The sequence below is a fragment of the Pectobacterium brasiliense genome (assembly GCF_013449685.1).
In the GTDB taxonomy this organism is placed as follows: domain Bacteria; phylum Pseudomonadota; class Gammaproteobacteria; order Enterobacterales; family Enterobacteriaceae; genus Pectobacterium; species Pectobacterium brasiliense_A.
The window spans coordinates 59,276-84,659 of record NZ_JACDSF010000001.1 but is presented as its reverse complement, the minus strand read 5'-3'; the positions used below and the strand labels follow the sequence as shown (position 1 = coordinate 84,659).

The window sequence follows — 25,384 nt, the reverse complement described above, 5'->3', positions numbered from 1 at the left end:
AAACAGAGGTCACATGCAGGGTATACGGAATGGTTAAATAACGTATACCCCGTATAAAGGTCTTAGCCTGAGGTCAGCTCATGGCTTTCAGCAAGCAGGTCATGTATTTCATTCGCCGACAACGGCCCAGAGAGAATCACACTAATCCAGTGTTCCTTATTCATGTGATAGGCTGGCAAAATGCCGTCCTTCTGGCGTAGTGACCCTATGTGTTCAGGCCTGACTTTCACGTCAAGTATGTCAACCGAATCATCCGTTTCAAGCCCCAGCTTTGTACCCGGCACGTTCATCACGATACCAAACCATTTGTCACCTTTGTGATGACGAAGTACGGCGTAATCAGGCAAATTACTCCACAGATACTCAGGCTCTGAGTGAAAATGTTCCCGAGCGTACCTGAATAACGTATCTCTTTTCATAACCACTCCTGCAGTGTTGATTTACAGAAAATACACCCGACAGGCATCTTTCGCTGTGTCTGAAGGACCTTGTTTAAAGCCCTCAATCCTGGAGCATTTAAAAAAAACGGTTCCGAGCTAAATGCACATCACTCATATAACGCTGTCTTCAGAGGCGAAATTTTTATCCATCGGGCGAATAAATGACCAGGTTGAATGAATAACCCGCCAGTGGTCTTCTTCTTTCTGGAAAACTTCAATGACGTTGTATTCCATGTCAATCAGGTTCGTTTTTGCATACAGCTGATAGGTGAGTACGGCCATGTCTTTACCCGCCTGAACCCTGGGCTGGCGAAAATCGTAACTGGCAGCGAACAGTTTTCCGTCGATCGATTTCAGGAAGTTTTTGATAGCATCATGGTCATCCACCCTTTCTTTCACTACAGCATCAAAATAAGTAAAGCTGCGTTTTGACCAGAGTGATTCATAGCCGGATGTGTCTCCCTGAAACCACTTGTCTAGTGCCGACCTTTCAAGGCTGATAAGGTGTTCGGCAAGTCTGCGCTCATCATCAGAGTAGTTCTGTTCATAAGTTTGAGTGGATTCTGACATAAAAGCTTCCTTTTAAACTTGCTACCGGAACAGTGCTCATTGGACGATTGCAGGTTTCACGAATAAACCGGTCTCTGATAATCAGGCAATATCAAACTCATCTTTGTGCATAGTTACCCAGTCCCAGAGAGAGAGGGTGCTTATGCCCAGCCTGTTAGCCTCATCGGGTACAGCAGGATATCCGACTTCTGCCTGCCATTCCTGAGCATTGATGACACCGGGTCTGAACCCCATATCCAGCATGGTCTGACTCTCTGCATATTCGTAGCTGACGGCAGAGCCGGTTACCTGGGAAAGCGTTACAGCCACTTCGGACGGAGTGGCTAAGGTATCAGCCAGCTCCAGCTCATATCCATTCATAACATCAGGATTTTCCAGGGAGAAACGTACTGCAGATGCGAGTGTTTCTGATGATATCCAAGCGATTTTAGTACTGGCGGATATGCGGGAAACCAGGCGTCCCGTCTCCAGACCGGCATACATACCCGCGGCTTTTGGAGGAAGCAGGTTTTCCATAAACAATGCGGGTTTCAGAATAGTATATCTCTCAAATCCGGCTCTTCGAACCTCGTCCTGAACCGCCATTTTGTCATTCCAGTAATCGGCTGACCACTTATCCGATTTAAACCAGTCGGCGGTTGCATGCTGACCCGCGCCTGAAACCGTACTCTGAATAAAATGCCGCACGCCGTTTCTTTTTGCCGCGTCGATAAGAGATTTAGCCTGAATGACCTCGCGATGCTGACCTGAGGGATCGGTCAGTTGCAGAGAGAAGACAGCATTCACCCCCTTCAGAGCCCGATCCAGTGAGGCGTTATCGTCAAAATTCCCCTGACATACCTCGGCTCCCATGACGCTGAGCGCCCGAGCCTTTTCGCTGTCTGCATTTGTGGTAAGAGCGCGAACGTGGTATCCGCCGGAGATAAGATTTTTTAAAACCCCCTTTCCCTGCATGCCAGTCGCCCCGGTGACAAGTACAATACGGGAATGATTATCAGACATAGTTCCTCACTTGCTAATTGTTTCCGACAATCATAAAGTGGAGGAAATTCTCCACTTTGTCAATGTCAGTCATTTCATTCAGGGGGCAGTTATGAGGCGGGATGCAGCCTTACGTCGGGAAAAGCTTCTTGATGCAGCAGAAATTGAATTTGGCCTGCGCGGGGTAAATACCCCGCTTGAGGCTGTCGCAGAGCGTGCAGGAGTAGGGCCGGGAACTTTCTATCGCAACTTTCCGGACAGGCAGGCCTTGCTGGATTCACTACTGGACAGATCACTTACGCGAATGGAATTAAGGCAGAGTGAAGAGACGGGTCATTACTCAGCCTGTGCGCTGATTGAACACATGGCTCAGAATCTTGTAACAAGTCCCGTTCTGTCAGAGTACTGGCGATCTGCAGGAAGAGAGTCAGGGGGTGCTAATCTTGGTCGTGAACGATTTATTCGTATGGCTGCTAAATGTCTTGGTGACGAATTAGGACAGGGGAACCTGCGCCATGATCTGCTCCCGGAAGATTTCCCGCTGATATCTTCGATGTTAGGAGCAATACTGTGCGGAAGAGATCTGAGAGAACGTGAAAATATAAAAGAGCGGGTCCTGTCAATTTTGTATACGGGCCTTCTCAGACGTTCTGGTGAATCCTGACCTACTGCACCCCGAGTATGAGCACATGGCGGCAGTGCTGACACCTTTTACAAACCACGCTGGTCGAAGCGCTGCCGGGCAGATTCAACCTCCTCAATCTTACTCATTGTCCAGTCATGCATCACCTTAAATGGATGCAGCAGCGTACGCCCGAGCGGCGTTATTTCGTATTCCACGGCAACAGGGGAAGTAGCGATAACGTGTCTCGTCAGGAGACCATTTCGTTCCAGCCTGCGCAGACACTGTGTAAGAGCCTTCTGTGTAACGCCTTCCAGGCGGTGTTTGATCGCATTAAAGCGTACAGGCCCTGCTTCAATGGTAATAAGTACCATCATGGACCATTTATCGGATATCTGATCAAACAGAGCTCTGGCCGGACAATCGGCAGAAAAGCACTCTGGCGGAACAACAGTTTCATTTTTTTGCATGCAGGTTACCTCTGATATACCTGGGCACTATTAAGTGCCTGATTGACTCTAAGTATAATCTATATACCATGAAAATCTCACTAAAACCTCTACCTCAGTCTCTCAGGCTGCTGTGCAGCCTCAACATTATCCGGGAGTTATATCATGACCAATGTATTGATTTTAAATGGGCACCTTCAGTATTCCTATTCGCAAGGCACTCTGACGGCCAGCCTTATCGAACGTGCCGAATCCTTTTTCCTCAACAAAGGCTGGGCTGTTAAAACGACCATTACTGCAGACTCCTATGATGTGGCCGCCGAGATTGAGAAGTTCAAATGGGCAGACGTGGTGCTCTTGCAGATGCCATTAAACTGGATGGGAATGCCATGGTCGCTGAAAAAGTACGTTGATGACGTATGGGGAGCAGGAATGGCGGGTGAGATGTCTCTCTACGATGGCCGCAGCTCGGAAGATCCGAAGAAAAATTACGGAACGGGAGGACTCCTGAAAGGCCGCTATATGCTTTCCGTGACCGCCAATTCGCCACAGGAAGCGTTCAGTAACCCATCAGAGCACTATTTTGCGGGGCGAAGTGAGGATGACTTACTGTTGCCGATACACCTGCTCTTTAAGTGGGTCGGACTTGGAAAAGTGGAGTCATTCTGGTCATATGATGTGATGAAAAATCCTCAGATAGAGCAGGACTTTGTGCGTTTTGATAATCATCTTAACTTACATTTCTGACGACAGAATTTCACTCCTGAAGATGAGATAGCCTGGAAGTATGTCTATCTCATCACCTGATCCGAAGCATACATTTGTCCCGGCAGTACAGCCATCACGGCTTCCACTCTGATTTCGGGATCAATTGATACGCCCTTATCTCTGGGCTTCAGACCTTCTTCTCCATAAGCATCATAGGCTGCAACACATAATCTTACCTAGGTTCTGGGAACGTTAAAGCGAGCGGATGTTAAGCGATAGCCTTCATCAGTAGCGAAATAGTGCATAACCACTTCGAGGCGCTGTTCAAAGGTATACTTACGTCTGGACATGGGACTCTCCAATTTGAGAGTCCAACTAAATGGGTGCAGTGCATTAAGAGGCCTTCCTGATGGTTAATACCTTTCCACGGACAAATCATCGGCCTCAATCTCCGGTGATTTGTTCGACAGAATATCTGCCAGTACCTTTCCTGACCCGCAGGCCATCGTCCAGCCTAACGTGCCATGCCCGGTATTCAGATACAGATTTTTCAGCGGAGAACGCCCCACCAGCGGCGTGCCGTCTGGCGTCATCGGACGCAGCCCCGTCCAGAATGTCGCTTGTTCAATCGGACCACAATGGGGATACAGATCGCGCACGACCATCTCCAACGTCTCACGCCGTTTAGGATTCAGATCGGTGTTGAAGCCCACCACCTCAGCCATTCCTCCAACGCGGATGCGACGATCGAAACGCGTGATTGCCACTTTGTAGGTTTCATCCAGCACGGTAGAAACTGGCGCGGAGGCATCATCCGCCAGCGGGATCGTCAGTGAATAGCCTTTCAGCGGATAAACCGGAATGTCGAACCACTGCCGCAGTAGCCCCGTAGAATAGGAACCGCAGGCCATCACATAGGCGTCCGCCACGATCATCTCGTCATCACACTGAACGCCCGTTACGTTTTGGCCTTCCACCCGTAGTTGGCGGACGTTACGTCCCAGCTTAAAGGTGACGCCCGCATCGGCAGCCATCGCCGCCAGTTGACGAGTGAACAGTTGACAGTCCCCTGTCTCATCATGTGGTAAGCGCAGCCCGCCGGTCAGTTTCTCCGCCACATTCGCCAGCGCAGGTTCAACGGAGGCCAGCTCATGACGCGTCAGCAGTTGATATGGCACGCCAGCTTCTTCCAGCACGGCGATATCGCGTGTTGCGTTTTCATACTGCTGCTCAGTGCGGAACAGTTGCAGCGTTCCGCCTTGCCGCCCTTCGTATTGGATACCGGTATCTCGCCGCAGCGCTTGCAGACAGTCGCGACTGTATTCCGCCAGACGCACCATCCGCGCTTTATTCGTTTTATAGTGGCGCGCGTCGCAGTTGATCAACATTTGCCACATCCAGCACAGCTGTGCAGCCGTAAAGTCCGGCCGGATGGCCAGCGGCGCATGGCGCTGAAACATCCACTTTATCGCTTTCAGCGGTATGCCCGGCGCAGCCCAAGGCGCGGCGTAGCCAGGAGAAATTTGTCCGGCATTCCCGGCGCTGGTTTCCAACGCGGGCTCCGGCTGTCTGTCGATCACGGTAACATCATGCCCTGCCTGCGCAAGATACCAGGCGGTACTTACGCCAACGACGCCACTTCCCAGAATCACAACCCGCATGCTACCGCTCTCCCTTTCTCTCCGTTAAAGACCGTTTAATCTGCTAGAAAACTATTTATTTAATGGAACAAAACACTAGGTAACAGGTAAAACTGAAGACTACTCTAGCATTTGGGAAGAAATTGTCACCCGCCTCGGCGATAACATTTATGTATTGTTATCTCTTCGATCCGTTGCTTCTCCATTGGGATCGTAACGAAATAACTGTGAAATCATTCACAAAATACGTATTCGTTTTTTAGCTAAAAAACAGAATAAAAGTAAAAAAGGGGAAAATGTTAAAGTCCAAGTTAATTAATAAGTTAGTTAGATTGCTTATTTTTAAATCGTGATAATCATCACAGCAATCGAATAATCGACATCACTGTCAAGACACTCAAGCCCGTAGTTAAATACAAATTTGCGACATTCATCAAAAAAACGCCTTATCAGTTTAATAACATTGTGTTCACACGGTGGTTATTCATATTTCCAGAGGGCGACGATGAAAATTGGATTAGTCATTAGCGGCGGCGACGTTAGCGGAATAAATAACTTCATCTTTCAGGTGAATAGAATGACTGCCTCCGACATCGTCATTTTCGATGGTGGAATTAATGGCCTTATCGATAACTGTTGCAAAGTGCTCACTCGCCGCGATTTAGTGGATTATTCCCTCTCAGCAATGCCCCTGATTACTTCAGGGAGAAAAACCGGAAAGTGTCGAAAAACAGACTATGAGCACATCGTCAAAAACATTCAAAAACAAAAACTCGACGCGCTCATTATGGCTGGAGGAGATGGCTCATTCCAATTTCTAAAAAAACTCAGCCACTATGGTATTCATTGCTATGGCGTAGGAATGACGATTGATAATGATATCTCAGGGAACAGCTATACGATCGGTTTTTCTACCGCCTGTGAGCAAGTAATGAGTGAAGTAGAGAAATTGCGAAATACTGGCCGCGGGTTACAAGGTCGGGTGTTCATGATTGAATTACTCGGCGGGTATTGTGGCGAATTAACCTTGCAGGCGGCATTAAAGAGTAATGCAGATATCGCACTCATTCCAGAATCACCGTGGGATATTGAACAATTATCACAATGTATTCGGGAGAAAATCGCGGAACAAAACAGCGTAATCATTTTATGCTCTGAAGGTTATACCCATGAGTATACTCCTGGCTTTCAGGGCGCTATCGACACCATTATCAAGAAACTAGAGCATAAGATTGGCATCCGTATCCGAAAAACCATTTTGGGATATGGTTTACGAAATGGCGCGCCCACCGGGGAAGAAATTATTCAGGGCACCCTGTTAGCAGAAGAAGTGGTTCGGTGCATTAATACCGGACTAACCAATAAAATCATCATTATCAATAATAACAACAAAGCCATTCCTATCGACCTGGAGGATTCCGAACGACGTTTGGTTGATGTCGACAGTCACTTTTATAAGCTCGCGAAAGCCCATCACCTTATATGAGGCCATGATTATGTTGAAAGTACTTTGCGTTTGCGGTTGTGGATTAGGTTCCAGTTTCGCTATCGAAATGAGTGCGAAATCCGTACTAAAAAAATTAGGTATTGATGCAGAAATAAATCACACCACGATTTCAGAGGCCTCTGCCTTCAATTATGACGTCATCCTAACCCAGAAAATATTTGCTGACATCCTGAATAGTGATGCCAGTGAAGATGAGAAAAAAAGAATCATCATTCTTAATAAATTGACCGACAAAGATGAAATAGAAGAAAAAATTTTAGCGTATATCCAGGCTCATCAATAGCATGAGGTGAAAAATGAACACCGTTATCAATTTCATTGTGAAAGATTTATTAGGCCAGGCATCCATATTAATCGCGCTGATCGCCATGATCGGGTTGATTTTGCAGAAGAAATCAGTAGGAAAAATTGCAGAGGGAACCTTCAAGACGCTGCTGGGTTTCCTCATCATGATGGCAGGGATTAACATCATCGTTGATACCCTGACGTATTTGAACAACATATTTACCCAAGGCTTTGGCATGAAAGGCTACATCACCGATGTCGCCGCCATCGCTGGGTTGGCAAACCGCGAGCTCGGATCAGAAGTCGCGTTGACGCTCATGGTGATCTTTGCCGTTAACATCCTTATCGCGCGAATCACCCCCTTTAAATATATCTTCCTGACGGGACAGGCTCTGCTGTGGATGGCAACCATCGGTACCGTAATTGGCTATAAGGCAGGTTTAACCGGCGCGACACTGATCTTAACCGGAGGCATATTTGGCGGCATTATGGCCGTGCTGATGCCCGCGCTGGCGCAGCCGATTGTCCGTAAAATCACGAATTCCGATGATGTTGCTCTGGGACATTTTTGTACCATCGGGTATCTGGTGCAGGCTGCCGTCGCTCGGGTCGTCGGTAAAAATTCCAAATCCACGGAAGATTTAACGCTGCCTGATCACTTCAAATTCTTGCAGGATACCTACCTGTCGATGGCCGTCGTCATGGTGCCGATGTATCTCATCCCTGCCGTGGCGGCAGGACCGGCCTACATCGCGCAGTACGCCAACGGCGTCAATTATCTGATGTATTCCTTCATGCAATCTATGCAGTTTGTCGCAGGCGTTTTCGTTCTCTACAGCGGTGTACGTCTGCTGCTTAATGAGCTGGTTCCCGCCTTTCGAGGTATCGCCATGCGTCTGGTGCCTAACGCCAAACCCGCGTTGGATTGCCCAGTGCTCTTCCCTTATGCGCCCAACGCTGTGATTGTCGGGTTTCTCGCTACCACCGTCGGTTCTATTCTGGGGATGCTGATCTTCCCGATGTTTGGGCTGGCAATGATTTTGCCGGGTTTATTGACCAACTTCTTTGCGGGCGGAACAGCCGGTATTTTCGGTAACGCGCTGGGAGGACGACGTGGTGCTGTCATTGGCGGCGTGGTTCATGGTCTTTTCATTACCTTATTACCCGCCATTCTGGTGCCATTACTGGAAGTCTTCGGCTTTACCGGCGTCACCTTCAGTGATTCCGATGTCATCGGCACCGGCCTGATATTAGGACATGCCTTCCAGCAAGATTGGTTATTTGTCGCCGCCTTTGTCGCGTTCGTTGCCTTCATTGCTTTTATTGCGAACCGAAAACTCTCGCAATAGCGTACTGGCCTGTCGTCATTATGCAAATAGCTTAAGGAGTCACTATGTTTTCTCTACTCAAACGCTTTTTATCCCCTGGTCCCTCTTCCGACCATCGCGATAATACGGATGACAATCGCGTCAGGGAAATTGAGGAAGAATTAACAGAGCTTGAATCTCGGTTAGCACAAGATCCGGGTCATAGTGAAACGCAAAAAATGCTAATGATTAAATACAATCAGGCCATTCAACTATTTTCTTCTCATCCTGACTATCGGGAGCGCGTTGATCGTATTTTTATTCAGATAGATGAACTCAGAAATACCATTCGGAAAAATATATGAGGATTTATGAGCATAAAAAATTTCCTTTTGCAGCATGATTGCATTCAACTCGGCGTAATATGTGAGACATGGGAAGACGCTATTTATTGCGCCGCGCAACCGTTAATTCGCGCAGGATGTATCACAAAGCACTATCCTATCGCGGTGATAGAAAACACGAAGGAATTCGGCCCTTATTATGTATTTGATGAAGGCATCGCTATTCCCCATGCACGCCCTGAATGTGGCGTTCGGGAGAATTGTTTTAGTTTACTGACGTTACAGACGCCGCTCTCTATTCAGGGCAGTGAACCGGTGGATATTTTAATTATGTTCGGCGGCATTAACAGTGATGCGCATATTACGGAAGGTATCGCCTCAATCGTCAATCTATTAGAAAAGGACGACATGCTCTCTCGTATTCGAAATGCCACTACGGCAGATGATATTGTCGGAGTATTATGAAAAAGCTTATTTTAGTAAATGGTATTCCCGCATCAGGGAAAAGCACGGTAGCACGTATTATTGCGGATGAATTGAGTTTCCCTCGGTTAAGCCTTGATGAAATAAAAGAGCCGTTCATGATGCAGTTCTGCGATGCCATTGATAGAACGTTAAACAGAAAACTGGGAGTCGCCGCCTATCAGGCCATGTTTAATATCGTTAGACAAGCTCCTGAAAATAGCATTCTGATTCTTGATGCTTGGTTCGGTTTTCGCGAAAGATCCGTATTACAGGACTACCTGGCCTCGTGTGGCATCAACCATACGATTGAAATATGGAATGCCATCTCATCCGATCGGGTAGCGGCGCGATATCAAGCCAGAGCTAATGAAAGAATAAAAGGCCATCCCGGCAACGAGTATCTGCCGGAATTAATTTCACTCGCGCATCAGGCGCAGCCGATGGGTATGGGGAAATGTTACACGGTTGATCAGGATAAGGAAATTAATCATCAGGAATTAATTCAATGGATCAAAACACACCTGGATTAATCGCTTATTTATATTGCTTTTTATGAGGGTAATGATTATGAACACCATGACAACAGCTGAACACCGAGGGTATCAATTAATTTGTAACTCAACAGGCGCTATGATGGTTATTGCCTGCGATCAACGTGGCGGTATGCGAACATTATTAGCACCGACATCAGAAGCACAGGCCGCGATTACCAATGAAACATTAGGAAAAACAAAATATGACATCACTCGCTATCTGGCGGCTGAGGCAGGCTGTGTACTGGTTGATCCGATCTGCGCCATACCGGGTCTTATAGACGAAAAGATTTTGCCCCGCGATACCGGCCTGCTCATCGGGCTTGACGCGTCAGGGTGGGAAACAACGCCAGAAGGCTACCGCATCTCCACAATGGTTGAAGGCGTAACGGCACGTAAAGTGCGTGAATGGGGTGCCACCGGCGGAAAAATCATGATCTACCTTCGCCCAGATAGACCTGACGCCAATACCCGTAACCTTGCCACACTCCGTACCGTGATTCAGGACTTTGCACAGGAAGATTTACTGCTTGTCGTTGAGTTTCTGACCTACCCTCTGGAAAATGAATCTCGCGACGCCTATACCCGCCTCTTGCCCGAACTCATTCCGGCAGGCTGCCAGGCTTGTATCGAGCAAGGCGCAAAAGTCTTGAAGATTCCTTATCCTGGATCGGATGAGGCCTGTGCACGCGTGACTGCACTCTGCGGCGACATTCCCTGGGCCGTCCTGTCTGCCGGCGTCGATCACGCCACCTTTCTCCCTCAGGTAGAGAGCGCGTTGAAAAATGGCGCCTCTGGCGTGATTGCCGGACGCTCTCTGTGGAAGGATTGCATCTCGCTCGATCGCAGCGTATCTAAAGAGAAGCTGTCGACGATTGCCGTTTCCCGTCTCAACGATATTCAGGCGCTGTTAAAACGGTATCAACACCGCTAGCCCAAACGGTCTTTCGCGCTCTCTCTGGGAGAGCGCATTTCCCTATCAGCATTTCCCTATCAATAAACAGCGTAATACCGATTTCTTTTTTCTCTTCTCAGCGACCTTTTTCCATCAAACACGCTCAATTCGTCAATTGCCGCGTTGCCAAAGCTCAGCTATAACTAAATGAACAACGATGATTTTTTGACAGGAGCCAGCGGGAAGGCAGTAAACGAGATCTCACGTACAGACTTGTTATGTTAGGGGGCGCGCTGATGGCTATATCAACGGATAATCAGGTAAAAAAAACACTTCGCCTGAGTGATGGACCGGACTGGACGTTTGAGTTATTGCAGGTTTACCTTGATGAGATTGATCGGGTGGCGAAGCTGTACCGTCTGGCGACCTATCCTCATCAGATTGAAGTCATCACTTCAGAACAAATGATGGACGCCTATTCCAGTATAGGCATGCCGATCAACTATGCCCACTGGTCGTTCGGGAAGAAATTTATCGAAACCGAACAGCGTTACAAACACGGGCAGCAGGGGCTGGCATACGAAATCGTCATTAACTCCGATCCCTGTATCGCGTATTTGATGGAAGAAAACACGCTGCCAATGCAGGCGCTGGTGATGGCGCATGCCTGCTACGGGCACAACTCATTCTTCAAAGGCAACTACCTGTTCCGCAGTTGGACCGATGCCAGCTCCATCGTCGATTACCTGCTGTTTGCCCGGCAGTATATCGCGCAATGCGAAGAGCGTTATGGTGTGGACGAGGTGGAACGCCTGTTAGATTCCTGCCATGCGCTCATGAATTACGGCGTTGACCGCTATAAGCGCCCGCAGAAGATTTCGCTCGAAGAGGAAAAGTCCCGCCAGAAAAGCCGTGAGGCCTACCTGCAAAGCCAGGTTAACGATCTCTGGAAGACATTACCGCGTCGTGAACAAGGTGCCGCCCCAGAGCAAGCCAGACGTTTTCCGCAAGAACCGCAGGAAAATCTGCTCTATTTTATGGAGAAAAACGCGCCGCTGCTGGAGCCTTGGCAACGTGAGGTTCTGCGTATCGTGCGCAAAGTCAGCCAGTATTTTTATCCGCAGAAGCAGACTCAGGTGATGAATGAAGGCTGGGCGACGTTCTGGCACTACACCATTCTGAACCATCTCTATGACGAAGGCCGGGTCACCGAGCGCTTCATGCTGGAGTTCCTGCACAGCCATACCAACGTGATCTATCAGCCGCCGTACAATAGTCCTTATTACAACGGGATTAATCCGTATGCGCTGGGCTTCGCGATGTTTCAGGACATCAAACGTATTTGTCAGTCACCGACCGACGAAGACCGCTACTGGTTCCCCGATATCGCGGGCAAAGACTGGCTCGATACGCTGCATTTTGCGATGCAGAACTTCAAGGACGAGAGTTTCATCAGCCAGTTCCTGTCGCCTAAATTGATGCGTGATTTCCGGCTGTTTACGGTGCTGGACGACGATCGCAATAATTATCTGGAAATTGCTGCGATTCACGACGAAGAAGGCTATCGTTTGATCCGACAAGAGCTCTCCGCCCAGTACAACCTGAGCCATCTGGAACCGAACATTCAGGTCTGGAACGTGGATTTACGCGGTAATCGGGCGCTGACGCTGCGCTATGTTCCGCATAATCGCGCACCGCTGGATAAAAGTAGCCAGGAAGTGTTGAAGCACGTCCACCGCCTGTGGGGATTTGACGTCTATCTGGAGCAGGCTAACACGGATGGCAGCATCGAATTGATTGAACGCTGCCCGCCGCGTAACGGGACTACATCCACATAACGGAACTCGGTTCGCAGGTCAGCGACACGACCAAAGACAAAGGGGATTCAGGCAACAACCTGAATCCCCTTTTCACAATGAAACTGCGGTATGAGCCTTAGCGGCGTACTTCTGCGATATCCCGCGGGATAGCACTCTGCATACTGTGCCAGATCGCTCCGCTTTCTTTACCGTAATGTCTGACGACATCCATCACCTGATCGTAGCGCTCTTCGCTACGCAACGCTTCCAACCGACCGTAAAAATCCACCGCCAGCTTGCGGGCTTCCGGATTGGAAAAATAATAACGCCCTACGCGAATATACAGCCCTTTCAGGCCGTTCAGGATCAGACCATAAATCGGATTGCCAGAGGCAAAGGCCAAACCACGGAACACGTTGTAGTCAAGCTGCGCAAAAGCTTCTGCGCTATCGTCTACCGCACTTGCCTGAGTTAATACCTCACGCACTTTTTCCGGGTTATGGCGTAACGCCGTCCGAATAAAAATAGCAGCGATGTTGGTGCGCACGGCCAGCAGGTTATCGATCAGTTGCGGCACGCTATCGTGATCGAGTCGCGCCAGCGTTTCCAGAATATTGAGCCCGGAGGTTTCCCAAAAATTGTTAATCTTTGTGGGTTTCCCGTGCTGTATCGTCAGCCAGCCATCGCGGGCCAGGCGCTGAAGGACTTCACGCAGGGTCGTACGGGTCACGCCAATCAGTTCGGAAAGCTCTCTTTCCGCGGGCAAAATAGAGCCAGGAGGAAAGCGGTTATTCCATATACTTTCGATAATGTATTCTTCCGCGAATCCAGCCGGACTTTGCGCCTTTATAACCATGTGTTTGATAATCCGTAGCGGTGATTGCCGAAAAAAGCTAAGTCATAATACCAGACGAAAGAATCATGATATAGCGCCGCACTCGGGCACCGAACCCTTTCAATGAAAAATTGTGACTGCAAACCGCTCTCTCGCGGCGTAAAACAGTAGACTTCTGCCCGTTTGTAAAGTTTTTACGATATGATAAAAACCATCAAACTATTCTAACGAATAAGGATTCCTCTTCCATTATGATCGGCATGCCCCTTCACCGCGCGCTGTTAAAAAATTTCCTGGGATACGCGCCAGACTGGTACAAACTGACTATTTTTTGCTTTTTGCTGATTAATCCGCTGCTGTTCTATTTTGTCAGCCCGTTTTGGGCCGGTTGGTTACTCGTTGTGGAGTTTATTTTTACGCTAGGCATGGCGCTGAAGTGTTACCCGCTACAGCCTGGCGGCCTGCTAGCACTACAGGCCATCCTCATCGGTATGACCAGCCCGCAGCAGGTCTGGCATGAGGTCACGGGGAATATTGAAGTCCTCATGCTGCTGGTGTTTATGGTGGCAGGCATCTACTTCATGAAGCAACTGCTGCTCTTTGTGTTTACCAAATTGTTGCTGCGCATCCATTCCAAGACGCTGCTTTCGCTTGCGTTCTGTATCGCCGCTGCCTTTCTTTCCGCGTTCCTTGATGCGCTGACCGTGATTGCCGTTGTTATCAGCGTCGCTATCGGGTTTTATGGTATTTATCACCGCTTCGCTTCCCAACAGGGTGAAGACGAGGCCGATATCAGCGATGACAGCACGCTAAGCAGCGAGGAGCATCATCGTACGTTGGAACAATTCCGGGCATTCTTGCGCAGTCTGCTCATGCACGCTGGTGTCGGTACGGCATTGGGCGGCGTGATGACGATGGTTGGCGAACCTCAGAACCTGATTATCGCGAAAAGCGCCGGCTGGGATTTCGTCAGCTTCTTCCTGCACATGTCACCCGTGACCGTCCCGGTGTTTATTTGCGGTATCCTGACCTGCGTGCTGGTTGAGCGTTTTAAACTCTTCGGCTATGGCGTAGTTCTGCCAGACAACGTGCGTCGCGTGCTTGAAGATTACGATCGGGACATGACAGAAAAGCGCACGCCGCAGGATAAAACGCGTTTACTCGTGCAGGCGGTGATTGGCATCTGGCTCATCATCGCGCTGGCGTTTCATCTAGCTGAGGTCGGGTTAATTGGCCTTTCTGTAATTATTATGGCGACGACGTTCTGCGGCGTGACTGAAGAACATGCGATTGGTAAAGCGTTTCAGGATGCCATGCCGTTTACCGCATTGCTGACAGTTTTCTTTGCCATCGTCGCCGTCATTATCGATCAGCACCTATTTTCACCGATTATCCATTACGTCCTGCAATCTTCTGAAAGTGCGCAACTGACGCAGTTTTATCTGTTCAACGGTCTGCTCTCATCGATATCGGATAATGTCTTCGTTGGTTCGGTTTACATTAACGAAGCGCGCAGTGCCTTTGAGAACGGCCATATATCGCTTTCTCAGTTCGAGTTGCTCGCCGTGGCAATCAATACCGGCACCAATCTGCCTTCTGTCGCAACACCGAATGGGCAAGCCGCGTTTCTGTTCTTGCTGACATCCTCCCTGGCACCACTGATTCGTTTATCTTACGGACGCATGGTGGTGATGGCGCTGCCCTACACGATTGTGATGACGCTGGTCGGGTTGTTTTGTATTGAGTTCACGCTGGTACCGTTTACTGACTTTTTGATAAATAATCACTGGATTTCTTTGCCAGATTTGACCATATCGGGCAGTCACTCATAATCACGATCGTGTATAGTAATCGCGGCAGCGACAATTTCGGCCTTGATGATGTTATCAATACCCTTTTCGCCGCCGCAGAATGACAGAAAAGCATCAAATAAACATATCGTTACGTTTTGCACAGTGAAATGATGGCAGTGAAGTCAGAACGGTTTACACTGCTGCTTTAATCATGTTTAGCATGGAATATTTTTATGTTGCGATTTCTTAATCGTTGCTCACGCGGGCGTGGTGCGTGGCTGCTGCTAGCGTTTACTGCTTTAGCGCTGGAATTGACCGCGCTCTATTTTCAGCATGTGATGTTATTAAAACCGTGCGTGCTGTGTATCTATCAGCGCTGTGCGCTGTGGGGCGTGTTCGCGGCAGGTATTGTTGGTGCTATCGCGCCATCAACGGCGTTGCGTTACCCAGCCATCGCGCTATGGATATACAGTTCTTACGAAGGGGTCCGACTGGCATGGAAACACACGGATATTTTGTTAAATCCGTCGCCGTTTACCACCTGTGATTTCTTTGTCAGCTTCCCGTCATGGCTGCCTTTGGACAAATGGCTTCCGGCCATTTTCAATGCGACAGGTGATTGCTCAGTACGTCAGTGGGAATTCCTTTCCATGGAAATGCCACAATGGCTGCTTGGCATCTTCGCCGCTTATCTGTTGGTTGCCGTGCTGGTCTTAATCGCTCAGCCTTTCCGACCTAAGCGTCGCGACCTCTTCAGCCGCTGATCATATACCCTAAATAATTCGAGTTTCAGGACAAACGTAAACGTTTGAACAACGCAAGGCGTTGGCCCGTTAGGGCGAGGCTTATTTATAAGCCTTGTAACGCGGCAAGTGAAGAAATCCCGATGAGCTTACTCAGGTAAGTGATTCGGGTGACTGACAAACCAGCCGGAGGCTGGTTTGAACGCTGCTTGCAGCGGCCCCAAAGGGGCGAGGCACACGCAAGTGTGCCGAGTAGCGTAGCCAACGCACATGCAACTTGAAGTATGACGGGTATAGACCGAAAAGCCCGACGAAAGTCGGGCTTTTGGTAACTGTTTCTACGCTTACAGGCTTGTGCCACCTCTCACGGCTGTGGTCTGTAGATATCGCGATAATGGCCTAATCTTTCGTTAAAAAAAGGCCTTTTTTCCTGCGGGATTCTTCGTGATATTTCATCTGCATCGATCTTTTTTGCCTGACTTTCCATAAAAGCGATAGTGGAAGCCGCAAAATCGGTATACTGCTCACTGTACTCAAGAATAATTTTCTCAAAGTTAATCACATGCTCTCCCTCCTGCTGGTTACGTGGCTCTAAAATTATACAACACGCTGGCGATTGCATAGCGGAAACACTTGCTATTCCTTCTGTAGCTCATCAGAAACCAGTAAAACTTATTGCTTCCTAATACATTTCTACACACGATGAGAAAAAATGCTTAGAAAAAACAATAAATAAGTATTTCAGTCAAACTGTGTGACGAAAGTCATTATTTTACAATTTGGATTCAGACTTATTGGCTGACGGCTCATCGCCTAAAGGAAGATCAACACCATGCCGGGGCAACATTGTATCGAGCGCTTTATCAATTCCTTTTCGTGCTACTGCAGTAGGTTCATCGCTAAGTAGCGCAAAGCCGCCAACAATTATGACCGTCGTCACCACGGTTGCCAGAAGACCTGGAACGCCAGAAACCAGCCAGCGGCCCACTTTTTTCCCGAAGCCTGGCTTTTGTAGATGATCGCTATAATCTGAAGCGCGCTCACCCCATTTTAACCAAATGTCCTGTTCAAGTTTTTTAATGCGATCGGCGTAAGAAAGATCGACTCGATTACTTACTCTCGTTGTCAGCTCATCAACCATAGCCTGAGCTTTGTCACGGTAAGACTGCAAACGACCGGGGGATATAACAATGTGGTCATGAAACTGTTGCAGCTCTTTTTCTATCTGAGCTTCACTGAGCCCAAGCTCCTGCCGAGATTTAACCGCAAGTTCGTCTTTATCACCTTTATACATGGCATAGGCAATAAGCTGTTCTGGATCATTGGGGTCTTTTACAAGTTCTGAAAACACCCATCTCTTTGGTTGCTGAGACATTTTTCTTCCTGAAAACAAAAACGCCCCAATAAGGGGCGAAGTCCATGTGAAATGACGAAGTTACCCTTTTCGTACCTTGTTAAAGGCATCCTTGAATATTTCACGTCCCTGAGCCTGAGATAATACAGCACCTGTTGAACCACTTTTTACAACAGAATTAGCTGATGAAGTTATTCGTTGTGCTGCCACATCCGCAACTGCGGATCTGGAAATATTGCGAATTTCTTCAGGGCTGAGAGTTGGTATGCGATATACATTGCTCATTTTTCAACTCCTTTTAAACCTGTCACAAGTTTATCAAATGATAAAGAATTCGCATCTTTTTTATTCTATTAGTGAGTAATCAAACACTATCGCGCCCATTCCGGCTTATTCAGGATATGGTCCTGCCAGTCCACCACCTCACTCTCACGCACGGCGATATGACGCACGGAGATGCGCTCACGGTGCATGGCCGTTTTATTACCGCAGACCAGCGGGTGCCACTGCGGTAAATCTTCACGTTCATGAATCAGGCGATAAGCACAGGTCGCGGGTAGCCAGTTAAACGTCAGCAGGTTTTCACGCGTCAGCTTAATGCAGTCCGGCTCGTACTCGAAGCGTTTCTCATAGTTACGACACTGGCAGCTTTTAATATTCAGTTGATTACAGGCGACGTTGGTAAAGTAGATCTCCTCCGTATCCTCATCAATCAATTTATGCAAACAGCACTGACCGCAGCCATCGCACAGCGACTCCCATTCATCGTCAGACATCTCAGACAACGTTTTTTGCTGCCAAAAAGGGCGTTCAGTCATGTCTCTTCCCGTTACCTTAGTTGTTAAATCGATAGCGTTGTAAATAAAGATGCGTGATTCTGGCAGGCGCAGCGGGGAAATGTTGCTGCCCGTCTTCAACACGGGCAGCCAGAGGCGTTAGATAATACGCGTACTTAACGTCCGGTCATTGACCGTAATCGTCAGCATATCGCCAGACAGGATCGGACCGACCCCTTTTGGCGTACCCGTTAAAATAATATCGCCCGCGCGCAGCGTAAAGAAACGGCTCATGTAAGCAATCAGCGGCAGAATCGGCGTAATCATATCACGCGTGTTGCCCTGCTGGCGCACTTCATCATTCACTTTTACACCCAGATCGGTTTGCTGCGGATCGCCAAACTCGGCAACCGGAATGAAACCGGAGATCGGGCAAGAACCATCGAACGCTTTGGCTTTCTCCCACGGTTGCCCCGCCTTTTTAAAGTCGGACTGCAAATCACGCAGCGTCAGATCCAGTGCCACACCATAGCCCGCAATCGCCCGAGCGACGCGTTCTTCATTCGCCTGCTTTAACGGCGTACCGATCAGTACAGCCAGCTCAACTTCGTGGTGAACCGAACCCAGATTTTTGGGAATGGCAACGGGCTGGCGTAAGTCACACAGTGCGGTTTCAGGCTTGATGAATAAAACGGGCTCGCTCGGGGTCGCATTTCCCATTTCTTTGATGTGTTCTGAGTAGTTACTTCCTACGCAAACGACTTTATTTACTGGAAAATCAAGCAGCGCGCCCTGCCAGTCTCTGTGTTGATACATGGGTATTCTCCTGCCCTGTCTGTTGGATTATCGCTGCTTTCGTGGCACAGAACACGGCCAAAAGGAAAACAGCTATATAAGAACACGATGGTGCAAAACCATCGTTATATCATCGTAACGGGGGTTACCCCAATAGATTTCAGGCGAGCAAGGCAGGGGATCCGATGAGGGAGAAACGAAGTCCTATCCCATCAAAAAATCGAATCAATTAAATTGTGGCGGGATAAAGTTCAAAAGATGAATATTTATCGCGCGGAATATCCTGCAAATGGCTGAGATATTCCACGCCAAATTATGTTTTCGGTTTTATCTGAAAATGCACTTTGGTATTATTTTTTTACATTTATACCGGCGTGGTTAATAAGCTCTCGACCGGTGGAGGAACTTGCAGATAAAAACCCTGCTCCTGTAGCGCAAATTTCACTTTTTCTATATCGGCATTCGCCAGTTTTTTACGCCCATCCAGCGGTAAGAGCATGGACAAGTGCGGCGTGCCAAAACTTCTCATTAATTCTTCTGGCACGCGTGAGAAATCGTCTTTTTTTTCAACATAAAGATAGGTCTGATCGCGTTTAGCACTTCGATAGATCACACAAAACATTTTTTTTACTCTATTTGATGGGAATGCCATCTTGCCTGTATATAATTGTGACTATAACATGCTTACAGCGCTCTGGAATATCATGCCTTAAATGTTACTCTAGGGATTAAAAGATGCTGAAACTGAGTCAGGATAGATGTCACAAACGCCAATAGAGCTAAAAGGCAGCAGCTTTACCTTATCGGTTGTTCATTTGCATGATTCCCAACCCGAGGTAATTTACCAGGCACTACAGGAAAAAATAGAGCAAGCGCCTGCTTTCCTGAAAAATGCCCCCGTTGTCATTAATGTTGCTGCATTAACAGCGGAAACCGACTGGATAAAATTACAGCAGGCGATTTCATCAACCGGCCTGCATGTCGTTGGCGTCAGCGGATGCACCGACGACGTATTAAAGAAAACTATTGTGCAGGCAGGGCTTCCCCTTCTGAGCGAAGGTAAAGTACAACGCCGGGTCGTCGAGCCCGTCGCCGCCGTTCCTGCCGCAGTGAAAACGAAAGTCATCAACACCCCCGTTCGATCCGGCCAACAAATTTACGCTCGGAACTGTGACTTAATCGTCATAAGCAGCGTGAGCGCGGGTGCTGAGGTGATTGCCGATGGCAATATTCATATTTATGGCATGATGCGCGGCCGAGCCCTCGCAGGCGTTTCTGGCGATGTTCATAGCCAGATATTCTGTACGCATCTGGCCGCAGAACTGGTCTCAATTGCTGGCCGTTACTGGCTAAGCGACCAAATTCCTGAACCGTATTTTGGGCAGCCAGCACGGATTAATCTGAACCAGCTGGACAATGTTTTAACGATAAAACCTCTAGACTAGAATCTCCCAAGGAAACATTTATGGCACGCATCATTGTTGTTACATCGGGTAAAGGGGGCGTTGGCAAGACCACATCAAGCGCAGCCATTGCTACCGGTTTAGCCCAGAAAGGAAAAAAAACGGTTGTCATCGATTTTGACATTGGTCTGCGTAACCTCGACCTGATCATGGGATGCGAGCGTCGCGTAGTGTATGACTTTGTCAATGTTATTCAAGGTGATGCCACGCTGAATCAGGCACTGATCAAAGATAAGAGAACCGATAATCTCTACATTCTGCCAGCATCACAAACACGTGATAAAGATGCGTTAACGCATGAAGGCGTAGAGAAAGTGCTCAACGATCTGGGTGAGATGGAATTCGATTTTATCGTGTGTGATTCACCCGCGGGGATTGAAACCGGTGCGTTGATGGCACTCTATTTCGCAGATGAAGCGATTATCACCACCAACCCGGAAGTCTCTTCTGTTCGCGACTCCGACCGTATTCTGGGTATTCTGTCTTCTAAATCACGTCGTGCCGAGCGTTCTGAAGATCCAATCAAAGAGCATTTGCTATTGACGCGCTACAACCCAGGTCGGGTGAGCCGTGGCGATATGCTGAGTATGGAAGACGTTCTTGATATCCTGCGGATCCCGCTGGTTGGCGTAATTCCAGAAGACCAATCCGTACTCCGTGCTTCTAACCAAGGTGAACCCGTGATTCTCGATACTGAAGCCGATGCTGGTAAGGCTTACGCAGACACCGTTGAACGTCTGCTTGGCGAAGAGCGTCCTTTCCGTTTTGTTGAAGAAGAGAAGAAGGGTTTCCTTAAACGACTTTTTGGGGGATAAATTATGGCTTTACTGGACTTCTTTCTGTCCCGCAAAAAAACGACAGCCAATATTGCCAAGGAACGGCTGCAAATTATTGTCGCGGAGCGACGCCGGGGAGATAGCGAACCCCATTATCTGCCGCAATTAAAGCGAGATATTCTTGAGGTTATCTGTCGATATGTACAGATTGATCCTGAGATGGTGACCGTTCAGCTTGAGCAAAAAGGAGATGATATTTCCGTGCTTGAGTTGAACGTTACCTTACCGGAAGCGGAAGAAACGCCTAAATGATTTTTCTGCTGTAGTATCCCCTGCTTTTACGCAGGGGATATCTATTCCCGTCTTACATCAAATTAAGTGCATTTCATTTCGCAACAAACTGTATATTCAGCCAGTATTTTGTTTCTTGTTGTATTTTTTCACCGTATTCTTATCACCCTATTTGCTGCTTTTCTCATGATTGCTTCATCACAGCAAATAAGGCGTATTGATAAGACGTATTTACCGATGATTAATAATCTTGCACAATTTCACGCAGTTCATCACCATATAACTGGCCGCGCCAGCCAGACAACATTTCCGGCATTCCCGTATCTTGCCCGCTTAATTTCCAGTGCCAATTCAGCAGACGATTAATTTGGCGACGTGAGGCCAATAGCTCGGCGGATAATCCACTCTGTTCGCTCACACGCTGCACCAGTGCTTTAATATCTTTAAACACTTTTTTATAGCTGGGATAGTCGATCAAATTATTCACCGGCGGTGGGCAATCCGCATCAGCAATACCGTCCGTCTGTGCAACACAGTCCAGCAGCGTTTTGCCGTGGTAGCGGATTTCAGGGCCGCTCAGCCCCAGCGAACTCAGTTCACCCAGCGACGTCGGCAGACAACGCGCCACCTGCAACAGATTCTCTTCACGAACGACAAAATTCACCGCGCTGTCTCGCTCACGAGCTTTACGCAAACGCCACTCGGCCAGACGCTGAAGGCAAGCCAGATTCCGGCCACGCAGTTGCCAGGCGTTGCCAAATTCGCGATAGGCCAGCGCAGGTGCCAGGATATCCTGTTTACGCTGACACAGCAGGAGACATTCATCCAGCGCCGCGTTCATCCACCCTGCTGCTTGCGTATCAGCCACCAGTTGAATGGCCATCGGCAACAAATAGAACACATCGGCAGCAGCGTAATCACACTGTTTTTCGCTCAGCGGACGTGCAAGCCAGTCCGTTCTCGACTCACTTTTATCCAGCGTCACGCCCATGTAGTCGGCCACTAGCGCAGCAAAACCATACGAAAGCGGCTTACCTAAAAATGCGGCCAGAATCTGTGTATCGATGAAAGGCGTAGGCAGTGTTCCAAACGCATTGAGAAACACCTCCAGATCTTCACTGCTCGCATGCAGGAATTTAGTGACCTGTTCGTCACGCAGTAACGCCTGAAAGGGTGCCCAGTCGGTAATCGTTAGCGGGTCGATGAGTGAAAGCTGTTCGCCGTCATACAATTGAATCAACCCTAATTGCGGATAATACGTGCGGGTTCTGACGAACTCCGTGTCCAATGCCACCTGCGGAAAGCGTCGCGCCTGGGTGCAAACCTGTTGTAACCCAATGTCGGAAGTGATCAACTGATAATTCAAAACGTCATTCTCTTGGTTGTTTTTACTTTACGGTTCTGGGTCAAATCCGTATCGCCGTAAAAAAGAACGCCGGATGAACCGGCGTGAAAACATCATATCGCGTCCTGCCTCTCTCTGGCAGTCGTTTTTCGTAGAAAATCGTCAGGCGGCAGCATCTTTCTTTGCCGTTTTCTCACCGCGTAACTCGCGCCGCAGAATTTTCCCCACGTTAGATTTCGGCAAATCGTCGCAGAATTCGATCTCTTTAGGCACTTTGTAGCCAGTAAGGTTACGTCGGCAGTGAGTAATGAGTTCCTCTTTCGTTAACGCGTTGTCGCGTCTGACGACAAAGGCTTTGACTGCTTCACCGGAGACCTCATTCTCCACCCCAACCACCGCGGATTCAGACACGTTGGGATGACGGCTGATCACATCTTCAATTTCGGTCGGATAGACGTTAAAGCCGGAAACCAGAATCATGTCTTTCTTACGGTCGATGACTCGCAGGAATCCCTCATCATCGGACGTGACAATATCACCCGTTGCCAGCCAGCCATCTTTTAACACTTCATCCGTAGCGGCAGGCTGCTGCCAGTACCCTAACATCACCTGCGGCCCACGCACCCACAGCTCACCGGATTCCCCCGGACCTGCGTCGTTACCATTATCATCAATGATTCTGACATCCGTTGATGGCATCGGTAGCCCAATACTGCCGCTGTAATGCTTCAGATCGTACGGGTTGCCCGATACGACCGGAGAACTCTCTGTCAACCCGTAGCCTTCGAGCAGATGTTTACCGGTCAATTTTTCCCAGCGCTCGGCCACCGACTGCTGTACTGACGCGCCGCCTCCCGCGGACAGCCGCAGTGCCGAAAAATCCAATTCGTGGAATTCTTTATTGTTGAGCAACGCGTTAAATAACGTATTCACGCCAGTGATTGCGGTAAATGGATACTGTTTCAGCTCTTTCACCACCGCTGGAATATCGCGGGGGTTAGTAATCAGGAGATTCTTCCCACCGAGTTCAAAGAACAGCAGCCCATTCACCATCAGCGCATAGATGTGATACAGCGGGAGTGCGGTCACTACCAGTTCAGTTCCTTCACGCAAAACAGCACCGTATGCGCCTTTACACTGCTCAAGATTCGCCAACATATTGCGGTGTGTGAGCATGGCGCCTTTAGCGACGCCCGTGGTACCGCCGGTATATTGCAGAAATGCCAAATCGGAGTTGATCATATCGGGACGAATATACTGCTGGCGGCGCCCTTCCTGCAAAACACGACGAAATGATATCGCATCCGGCAGATGGTATTTGGGCACCAGCCGTTTAATGTATTTCACCACAAAGTTAACTAACGTGCCTTTTGCCGTAGAGAGCTGGTCACCCATGCGGGTCAAAATGACGTGCTTCACTGCCGTGTTATGGACAATTTTTTCCAACGTATGCGCAAAGTTAGATACGATAACAATCGTACTGGCGCCGCTGTCTTTTAGCTGATGTTCCAGCTCACGCGGCGTATACAGTGGGTTAACGTTGACAACCACCATACCCGCACGCAACACGCCAAATAGCGCAACGGGATATTGCAGCAAATTGGGCATCATCAATGCTACGCGATCGCCTTTCTGCAATTTAAGCTGATTTTGCAAATAGGCCGCAAATGCTCGGCTCCGCTCTTCCAACTTGCGAAACGTCATCACTTCACCCATGTTGACAAACGCGGGCCGATCGGCATAGCGCTTCACGCCATTTTCAAACATGTCAATCAACGACGAATAGCGATCCGGATCGATTTCCGCTGGCACATCCGCCGGATAGCGTGATAACCAAATTTTTTCCAAGACGTCACTCCCGAGATATTTTTTTAGTGGCATCGTCGTCGCCCTCAGAGGCTTGTTATTAACATTATTTTAACTCAGCCTACCAGTTAGCTAACAAACAATGTTAAGGTTGCGAGATCGATCACTAATTTATTCTTTATTCAAAAAAAATCAGGCAACCTGCGTCGCCTGATCTCAATAGTCCTGCTGAATAGATTCTTATTCTGTCACGACATTCTCAATCCGCGCCGGACCAGACCACCCGCCGTCAAATCCCCACCCTGAGCCCCAGCCGTAGCCGTAACCTGCTCGCCATCCCCACGGGCCATAGCCATAGCCGCCGGGTGGCACCATCAGACGCTGTACGACATTCCAGCGTTTGTAGCCTTGCGCGTCGATCACGACATAACGATAGGGTTTATCACCAATAGCGCCCTGTTCGGTGCCGACAATTGGCCCGACAACGGTGACCAGTTGGTCTTTAACATCGACAGGTTCCAGAAAGCGATTCACATAGGCGATAAAGCGCCCTTCTGACGGCATATCCAACCGCGGTTTTGCGCCGCTATCCAGCGGCATGCTGGCAATTTCCAACCGCGTTTTATTCGCTTCATTGCGGATGCTAACCACTCGTCCGCCAAAGCGTGATTCCTGACCGACATAAATCTGCGGCGCATTCATCACACGCACCAAATCGTCCTGCGGCGTTGGCGACGTGCCTTTAATGGCATCCGGCACCGTGACACAGCCAGAAAGCAGCAGCGCTGTCGCAACCACTATACAGAAGCGTGTTTTTTTCTGATTTATACGCATTTTTTTCATGTGCACAACCATGACACAA

The 25,384-nt window shown here is 48.7% G+C and carries 30 protein-coding genes; 15 read left to right on the top strand and 15 right to left on the bottom strand.

Features of this window, described 5'->3' with window-relative positions; translation table 11 throughout:
- Window positions 1-62 precede the first annotated feature (62 nt).
- The 3 genes from H0248_RS00445 to H0248_RS00435 all read right to left on the bottom strand — a co-directional run bounded on the left by H0248_RS00445 (window position 63) and on the right by H0248_RS00435 (window position 2,012).
- Window positions 63-419 (bottom strand): MmcQ/YjbR family DNA-binding protein, encoded by a 357-nt coding sequence (locus tag H0248_RS00445; RefSeq protein WP_095700283.1) that lies wholly within the window; start codon window positions 417-419, stop codon window positions 63-65.
- A gap of 132 nt (window positions 420-551) precedes the next feature.
- Window positions 552-1,010 carry a nuclear transport factor 2 family protein gene (locus H0248_RS00440; protein WP_180784252.1) on the bottom strand — a complete coding sequence of 153 codons (459 nt, stop codon included), beginning with the start codon at window positions 1,008-1,010 and terminating at the stop codon, window positions 552-554.
- Window positions 1,011-1,091: 81 nt separating this feature from the next.
- Window positions 1,092-2,012: an NmrA family NAD(P)-binding protein gene (locus tag H0248_RS00435; RefSeq protein WP_180784251.1), complete on the bottom strand. Its 921-nt coding sequence runs from the start codon at window positions 2,010-2,012 to the stop codon at window positions 1,092-1,094.
- 91 nt (window positions 2,013-2,103) lie between these two features.
- Between H0248_RS00435 and H0248_RS00430 the strand changes: the two genes are divergently transcribed.
- Window positions 2,104-2,655, top strand: a complete 552-nt coding sequence (locus H0248_RS00430; RefSeq protein WP_205559024.1) for a TetR/AcrR family transcriptional regulator — start codon at window positions 2,104-2,106, stop codon at window positions 2,653-2,655.
- 47 nt (window positions 2,656-2,702) lie between these two features.
- Here H0248_RS00430 and H0248_RS00425 read toward each other — a convergent pair whose 3' ends face one another.
- On the bottom strand, window positions 2,703-3,083 hold the full coding sequence (locus tag H0248_RS00425) for a winged helix-turn-helix transcriptional regulator (RefSeq protein ID WP_180784249.1): 381 nt from the start codon (window positions 3,081-3,083) through the stop codon (window positions 2,703-2,705).
- Window positions 3,084-3,227: 144 nt separating this feature from the next.
- Between H0248_RS00425 and H0248_RS00420 the strand changes: the two genes are divergently transcribed.
- Window positions 3,228-3,809, top strand: coding sequence for an NAD(P)H-dependent oxidoreductase (locus tag H0248_RS00420; protein ID WP_180784248.1), 582 nt, complete (start codon window positions 3,228-3,230; stop codon window positions 3,807-3,809).
- Between the two features lie 374 nt (window positions 3,810-4,183).
- On the opposite strand, the gene H0248_RS00410 is transcribed toward H0248_RS00420, so the two are convergent.
- Window positions 4,184-5,431: a D-amino acid dehydrogenase gene (locus H0248_RS00410; protein WP_180784246.1), complete on the bottom strand. Its 1,248-nt coding sequence runs from the start codon at window positions 5,429-5,431 to the stop codon at window positions 4,184-4,186.
- 484 nt (window positions 5,432-5,915) lie between these two features.
- On the opposite strand from H0248_RS00410, the gene H0248_RS00405 reads away from it, so the two are divergent.
- The 8 genes from H0248_RS00405 to H0248_RS00370 all read left to right on the top strand — a co-directional run bounded on the left by H0248_RS00405 (window position 5,916) and on the right by H0248_RS00370 (window position 12,584).
- Window positions 5,916-6,896, top strand: coding sequence for a 6-phosphofructokinase (locus H0248_RS00405; RefSeq protein WP_102117586.1), 981 nt, complete (start codon window positions 5,916-5,918; stop codon window positions 6,894-6,896).
- A gap of 10 nt (window positions 6,897-6,906) precedes the next feature.
- Window positions 6,907-7,200, top strand: a complete 294-nt coding sequence (locus tag H0248_RS00400; protein WP_010295258.1) for a PTS sugar transporter subunit IIB — start codon at window positions 6,907-6,909, stop codon at window positions 7,198-7,200.
- 13 nt (window positions 7,201-7,213) lie between these two features.
- The gene (locus tag H0248_RS00395; protein WP_102117585.1) at window positions 7,214-8,551 is read left to right on the top strand and encodes a PTS sugar transporter subunit IIC; all 1,338 of its coding nucleotides are present in this window, start codon (window positions 7,214-7,216) and stop codon (window positions 8,549-8,551) included.
- Window positions 8,552-8,595: 44 nt separating this feature from the next.
- The gene (locus H0248_RS00390; protein ID WP_180784245.1) at window positions 8,596-8,874 is read left to right on the top strand and encodes a hypothetical protein; all 279 of its coding nucleotides are present in this window, start codon (window positions 8,596-8,598) and stop codon (window positions 8,872-8,874) included.
- A gap of 6 nt (window positions 8,875-8,880) precedes the next feature.
- Entirely contained in the window at window positions 8,881-9,318 is a 438-nt protein-coding gene (locus H0248_RS00385) for a PTS sugar transporter subunit IIA (RefSeq protein ID WP_102117584.1), read from the top strand.
- Window positions 9,315-9,848 carry an AAA family ATPase gene (locus H0248_RS00380; RefSeq protein ID WP_102117583.1) on the top strand — a complete coding sequence of 178 codons (534 nt, stop codon included), beginning with the start codon at window positions 9,315-9,317 and terminating at the stop codon, window positions 9,846-9,848. The genes H0248_RS00385 and H0248_RS00380 overlap by 4 nt, the downstream gene beginning before the upstream one ends.
- 37 nt (window positions 9,849-9,885) lie before the next feature.
- Window positions 9,886-10,785: a tagatose-bisphosphate aldolase gene (locus tag H0248_RS00375; RefSeq protein ID WP_180784244.1), complete on the top strand. Its 900-nt coding sequence runs from the start codon at window positions 9,886-9,888 to the stop codon at window positions 10,783-10,785.
- Between the two features lie 257 nt (window positions 10,786-11,042).
- On the top strand, window positions 11,043-12,584 hold the full coding sequence (locus tag H0248_RS00370; protein ID WP_116162350.1) for a SpoVR family protein: 1,542 nt from the start codon (window positions 11,043-11,045) through the stop codon (window positions 12,582-12,584).
- A gap of 97 nt (window positions 12,585-12,681) precedes the next feature.
- Here H0248_RS00370 and fadR read toward each other — a convergent pair whose 3' ends face one another.
- On the bottom strand, window positions 12,682-13,401 hold the full coding sequence (gene fadR, locus H0248_RS00365; RefSeq protein WP_102117582.1) for a fatty acid metabolism transcriptional regulator FadR: 720 nt from the start codon (window positions 13,399-13,401) through the stop codon (window positions 12,682-12,684).
- A gap of 230 nt (window positions 13,402-13,631) precedes the next feature.
- On the opposite strand from fadR, the gene nhaB reads away from it, so the two are divergent.
- Together nhaB and dsbB are read left to right on the top strand one after the other, a co-directional pair.
- A complete protein-coding gene (gene nhaB / locus H0248_RS00360) occupies window positions 13,632-15,212 on the top strand; it encodes a sodium/proton antiporter NhaB (RefSeq protein ID WP_102117581.1) in 1,581 nt (526 codons plus the stop codon).
- A gap of 194 nt (window positions 15,213-15,406) precedes the next feature.
- Window positions 15,407-15,937 carry a disulfide bond formation protein DsbB gene (dsbB, locus tag H0248_RS00355; RefSeq protein WP_102117580.1) on the top strand — a complete coding sequence of 177 codons (531 nt, stop codon included), beginning with the start codon at window positions 15,407-15,409 and terminating at the stop codon, window positions 15,935-15,937.
- Between the two features lie 343 nt (window positions 15,938-16,280).
- Here dsbB and H0248_RS21980 read toward each other — a convergent pair whose 3' ends face one another.
- The 6 genes from H0248_RS21980 to H0248_RS00325 form a co-directional block, all read right to left on the bottom strand.
- The gene (locus H0248_RS21980) at window positions 16,281-16,478 is read right to left on the bottom strand and encodes a DNA polymerase III subunit theta (protein ID WP_102117674.1); all 198 of its coding nucleotides are present in this window, start codon (window positions 16,476-16,478) and stop codon (window positions 16,281-16,283) included.
- A gap of 210 nt (window positions 16,479-16,688) precedes the next feature.
- Window positions 16,689-17,291 carry a hypothetical protein gene (locus H0248_RS00345; protein ID WP_116155821.1) on the bottom strand — a complete coding sequence of 201 codons (603 nt, stop codon included), beginning with the start codon at window positions 17,289-17,291 and terminating at the stop codon, window positions 16,689-16,691.
- 60 nt (window positions 17,292-17,351) lie between these two features.
- Window positions 17,352-17,555: a hypothetical protein gene (locus tag H0248_RS00340; RefSeq protein WP_180784243.1), complete on the bottom strand. Its 204-nt coding sequence runs from the start codon at window positions 17,553-17,555 to the stop codon at window positions 17,352-17,354.
- Between the two features lie 86 nt (window positions 17,556-17,641).
- Window positions 17,642-18,088: a YcgN family cysteine cluster protein gene (locus H0248_RS00335; RefSeq protein WP_116155820.1), complete on the bottom strand. Its 447-nt coding sequence runs from the start codon at window positions 18,086-18,088 to the stop codon at window positions 17,642-17,644.
- A 117-nt stretch (window positions 18,089-18,205) separates the two neighbouring features.
- Window positions 18,206-18,862 carry a fumarylacetoacetate hydrolase family protein gene (locus H0248_RS00330; protein ID WP_010295272.1) on the bottom strand — a complete coding sequence of 219 codons (657 nt, stop codon included), beginning with the start codon at window positions 18,860-18,862 and terminating at the stop codon, window positions 18,206-18,208.
- A gap of 343 nt (window positions 18,863-19,205) precedes the next feature.
- On the bottom strand, window positions 19,206-19,463 hold the full coding sequence (locus tag H0248_RS00325; protein WP_102117577.1) for a YcgL domain-containing protein: 258 nt from the start codon (window positions 19,461-19,463) through the stop codon (window positions 19,206-19,208).
- Between the two features lie 136 nt (window positions 19,464-19,599).
- Here H0248_RS00325 and minC point away from each other — a divergent pair, with 136 nt between their 5' ends.
- Genes minC through minE form a run of 3 tightly spaced genes read left to right on the top strand, consistent with a single transcriptional unit; the run spans window position 19,600 to window position 21,392 of the window.
- Window positions 19,600-20,286 carry a septum site-determining protein MinC gene (gene minC, locus H0248_RS00320; protein ID WP_102117576.1) on the top strand — a complete coding sequence of 229 codons (687 nt, stop codon included), beginning with the start codon at window positions 19,600-19,602 and terminating at the stop codon, window positions 20,284-20,286.
- A gap of 20 nt (window positions 20,287-20,306) precedes the next feature.
- Window positions 20,307-21,119: a septum site-determining protein MinD gene (minD, locus tag H0248_RS00315; RefSeq protein WP_102117575.1), complete on the top strand. Its 813-nt coding sequence runs from the start codon at window positions 20,307-20,309 to the stop codon at window positions 21,117-21,119.
- 3 nt (window positions 21,120-21,122) lie between these two features.
- Window positions 21,123-21,392: a cell division topological specificity factor MinE gene (gene minE, locus H0248_RS00310; protein ID WP_005968801.1), complete on the top strand. Its 270-nt coding sequence runs from the start codon at window positions 21,123-21,125 to the stop codon at window positions 21,390-21,392.
- 220 nt (window positions 21,393-21,612) lie between these two features.
- On the opposite strand, the gene rnd is transcribed toward minE, so the two are convergent.
- The 3 genes from rnd to H0248_RS00295 form a co-directional block, all read right to left on the bottom strand.
- Entirely contained in the window at window positions 21,613-22,737 is a 1,125-nt protein-coding gene (rnd, locus tag H0248_RS00305; protein ID WP_102117574.1) for a ribonuclease D, read from the bottom strand.
- A 141-nt stretch (window positions 22,738-22,878) separates the two neighbouring features.
- Window positions 22,879-24,564, bottom strand: coding sequence for a long-chain-fatty-acid--CoA ligase FadD (gene fadD, locus H0248_RS00300; protein WP_125176087.1), 1,686 nt, complete (start codon window positions 24,562-24,564; stop codon window positions 22,879-22,881).
- A gap of 198 nt (window positions 24,565-24,762) precedes the next feature.
- Window positions 24,763-25,365, bottom strand: a complete 603-nt coding sequence (locus tag H0248_RS00295; RefSeq protein WP_374705250.1) for a Slp family lipoprotein — start codon at window positions 25,363-25,365, stop codon at window positions 24,763-24,765.
- Between the last annotated feature and the right edge of the window lie 19 nt (window positions 25,366-25,384).

Bases quoted from the DNA above. Each gene is read 5' to 3' on its own strand.
- fadR (WP_102117582.1), bottom strand. From the start codon at position 13,401: ATGGTTATAAAGGCGCAAAGTCCGGCTGGATTCGCGGAAGAATACATT.
- H0248_RS00325 (WP_102117577.1), bottom strand. From the start codon at position 19,463: ATGTTTTGTGTGATCTATCGAAGTGCTAAACGCGATCAGACCTATCTT.
- H0248_RS00440 (WP_180784252.1), bottom strand. From the start codon at position 1,010: ATGTCAGAATCCACTCAAACTTATGAACAGAACTACTCTGATGATGAG.
- H0248_RS00430 (WP_205559024.1), top strand. From the start codon at position 2,104: ATGAGGCGGGATGCAGCCTTACGTCGGGAAAAGCTTCTTGATGCAGCA.
- H0248_RS00380 (WP_102117583.1), top strand. From the start codon at position 9,315: ATGAAAAAGCTTATTTTAGTAAATGGTATTCCCGCATCAGGGAAAAGC.
- minD (WP_102117575.1), top strand. From the start codon at position 20,307: ATGGCACGCATCATTGTTGTTACATCGGGTAAAGGGGGCGTTGGCAAG.
- H0248_RS00335 (WP_116155820.1), bottom strand. From the start codon at position 18,088: ATGACTGAACGCCCTTTTTGGCAGCAAAAAACGTTGTCTGAGATGTCT.
- minE (WP_005968801.1), top strand. From the start codon at position 21,123: ATGGCTTTACTGGACTTCTTTCTGTCCCGCAAAAAAACGACAGCCAAT.
- H0248_RS00395 (WP_102117585.1), top strand. From the start codon at position 7,214: ATGAACACCGTTATCAATTTCATTGTGAAAGATTTATTAGGCCAGGCA.
- H0248_RS00340 (WP_180784243.1), bottom strand. From the start codon at position 17,555: ATGAGCAATGTATATCGCATACCAACTCTCAGCCCTGAAGAAATTCGC.
- H0248_RS00420 (WP_180784248.1), top strand. From the start codon at position 3,228: ATGACCAATGTATTGATTTTAAATGGGCACCTTCAGTATTCCTATTCG.
- H0248_RS00370 (WP_116162350.1), top strand. From the start codon at position 11,043: ATGGCTATATCAACGGATAATCAGGTAAAAAAAACACTTCGCCTGAGT.
- H0248_RS00410 (WP_180784246.1), bottom strand. From the start codon at position 5,431: ATGCGGGTTGTGATTCTGGGAAGTGGCGTCGTTGGCGTAAGTACCGCC.
- H0248_RS00330 (WP_010295272.1), bottom strand. From the start codon at position 18,862: ATGTATCAACACAGAGACTGGCAGGGCGCGCTGCTTGATTTTCCAGTA.
- dsbB (WP_102117580.1), top strand. From the start codon at position 15,407: ATGTTGCGATTTCTTAATCGTTGCTCACGCGGGCGTGGTGCGTGGCTG.
- minC (WP_102117576.1), top strand. From the start codon at position 19,600: ATGTCACAAACGCCAATAGAGCTAAAAGGCAGCAGCTTTACCTTATCG.
- H0248_RS00445 (WP_095700283.1), bottom strand. From the start codon at position 419: ATGAAAAGAGATACGTTATTCAGGTACGCTCGGGAACATTTTCACTCA.
- nhaB (WP_102117581.1), top strand. From the start codon at position 13,632: ATGATCGGCATGCCCCTTCACCGCGCGCTGTTAAAAAATTTCCTGGGA.
- H0248_RS00345 (WP_116155821.1), bottom strand. From the start codon at position 17,291: ATGTCTCAGCAACCAAAGAGATGGGTGTTTTCAGAACTTGTAAAAGAC.
- H0248_RS00435 (WP_180784251.1), bottom strand. From the start codon at position 2,012: ATGTCTGATAATCATTCCCGTATTGTACTTGTCACCGGGGCGACTGGC.
- H0248_RS00375 (WP_180784244.1), top strand. From the start codon at position 9,886: ATGAACACCATGACAACAGCTGAACACCGAGGGTATCAATTAATTTGT.
- H0248_RS00425 (WP_180784249.1), bottom strand. From the start codon at position 3,083: ATGCAAAAAAATGAAACTGTTGTTCCGCCAGAGTGCTTTTCTGCCGAT.
- H0248_RS00390 (WP_180784245.1), top strand. From the start codon at position 8,596: ATGTTTTCTCTACTCAAACGCTTTTTATCCCCTGGTCCCTCTTCCGAC.
- H0248_RS00405 (WP_102117586.1), top strand. From the start codon at position 5,916: ATGAAAATTGGATTAGTCATTAGCGGCGGCGACGTTAGCGGAATAAAT.
- H0248_RS00400 (WP_010295258.1), top strand. From the start codon at position 6,907: ATGTTGAAAGTACTTTGCGTTTGCGGTTGTGGATTAGGTTCCAGTTTC.
- H0248_RS00295 (WP_374705250.1), bottom strand. From the start codon at position 25,365: ATGAAAAAAATGCGTATAAATCAGAAAAAAACACGCTTCTGTATAGTG.
- H0248_RS00385 (WP_102117584.1), top strand. From the start codon at position 8,881: ATGAGCATAAAAAATTTCCTTTTGCAGCATGATTGCATTCAACTCGGC.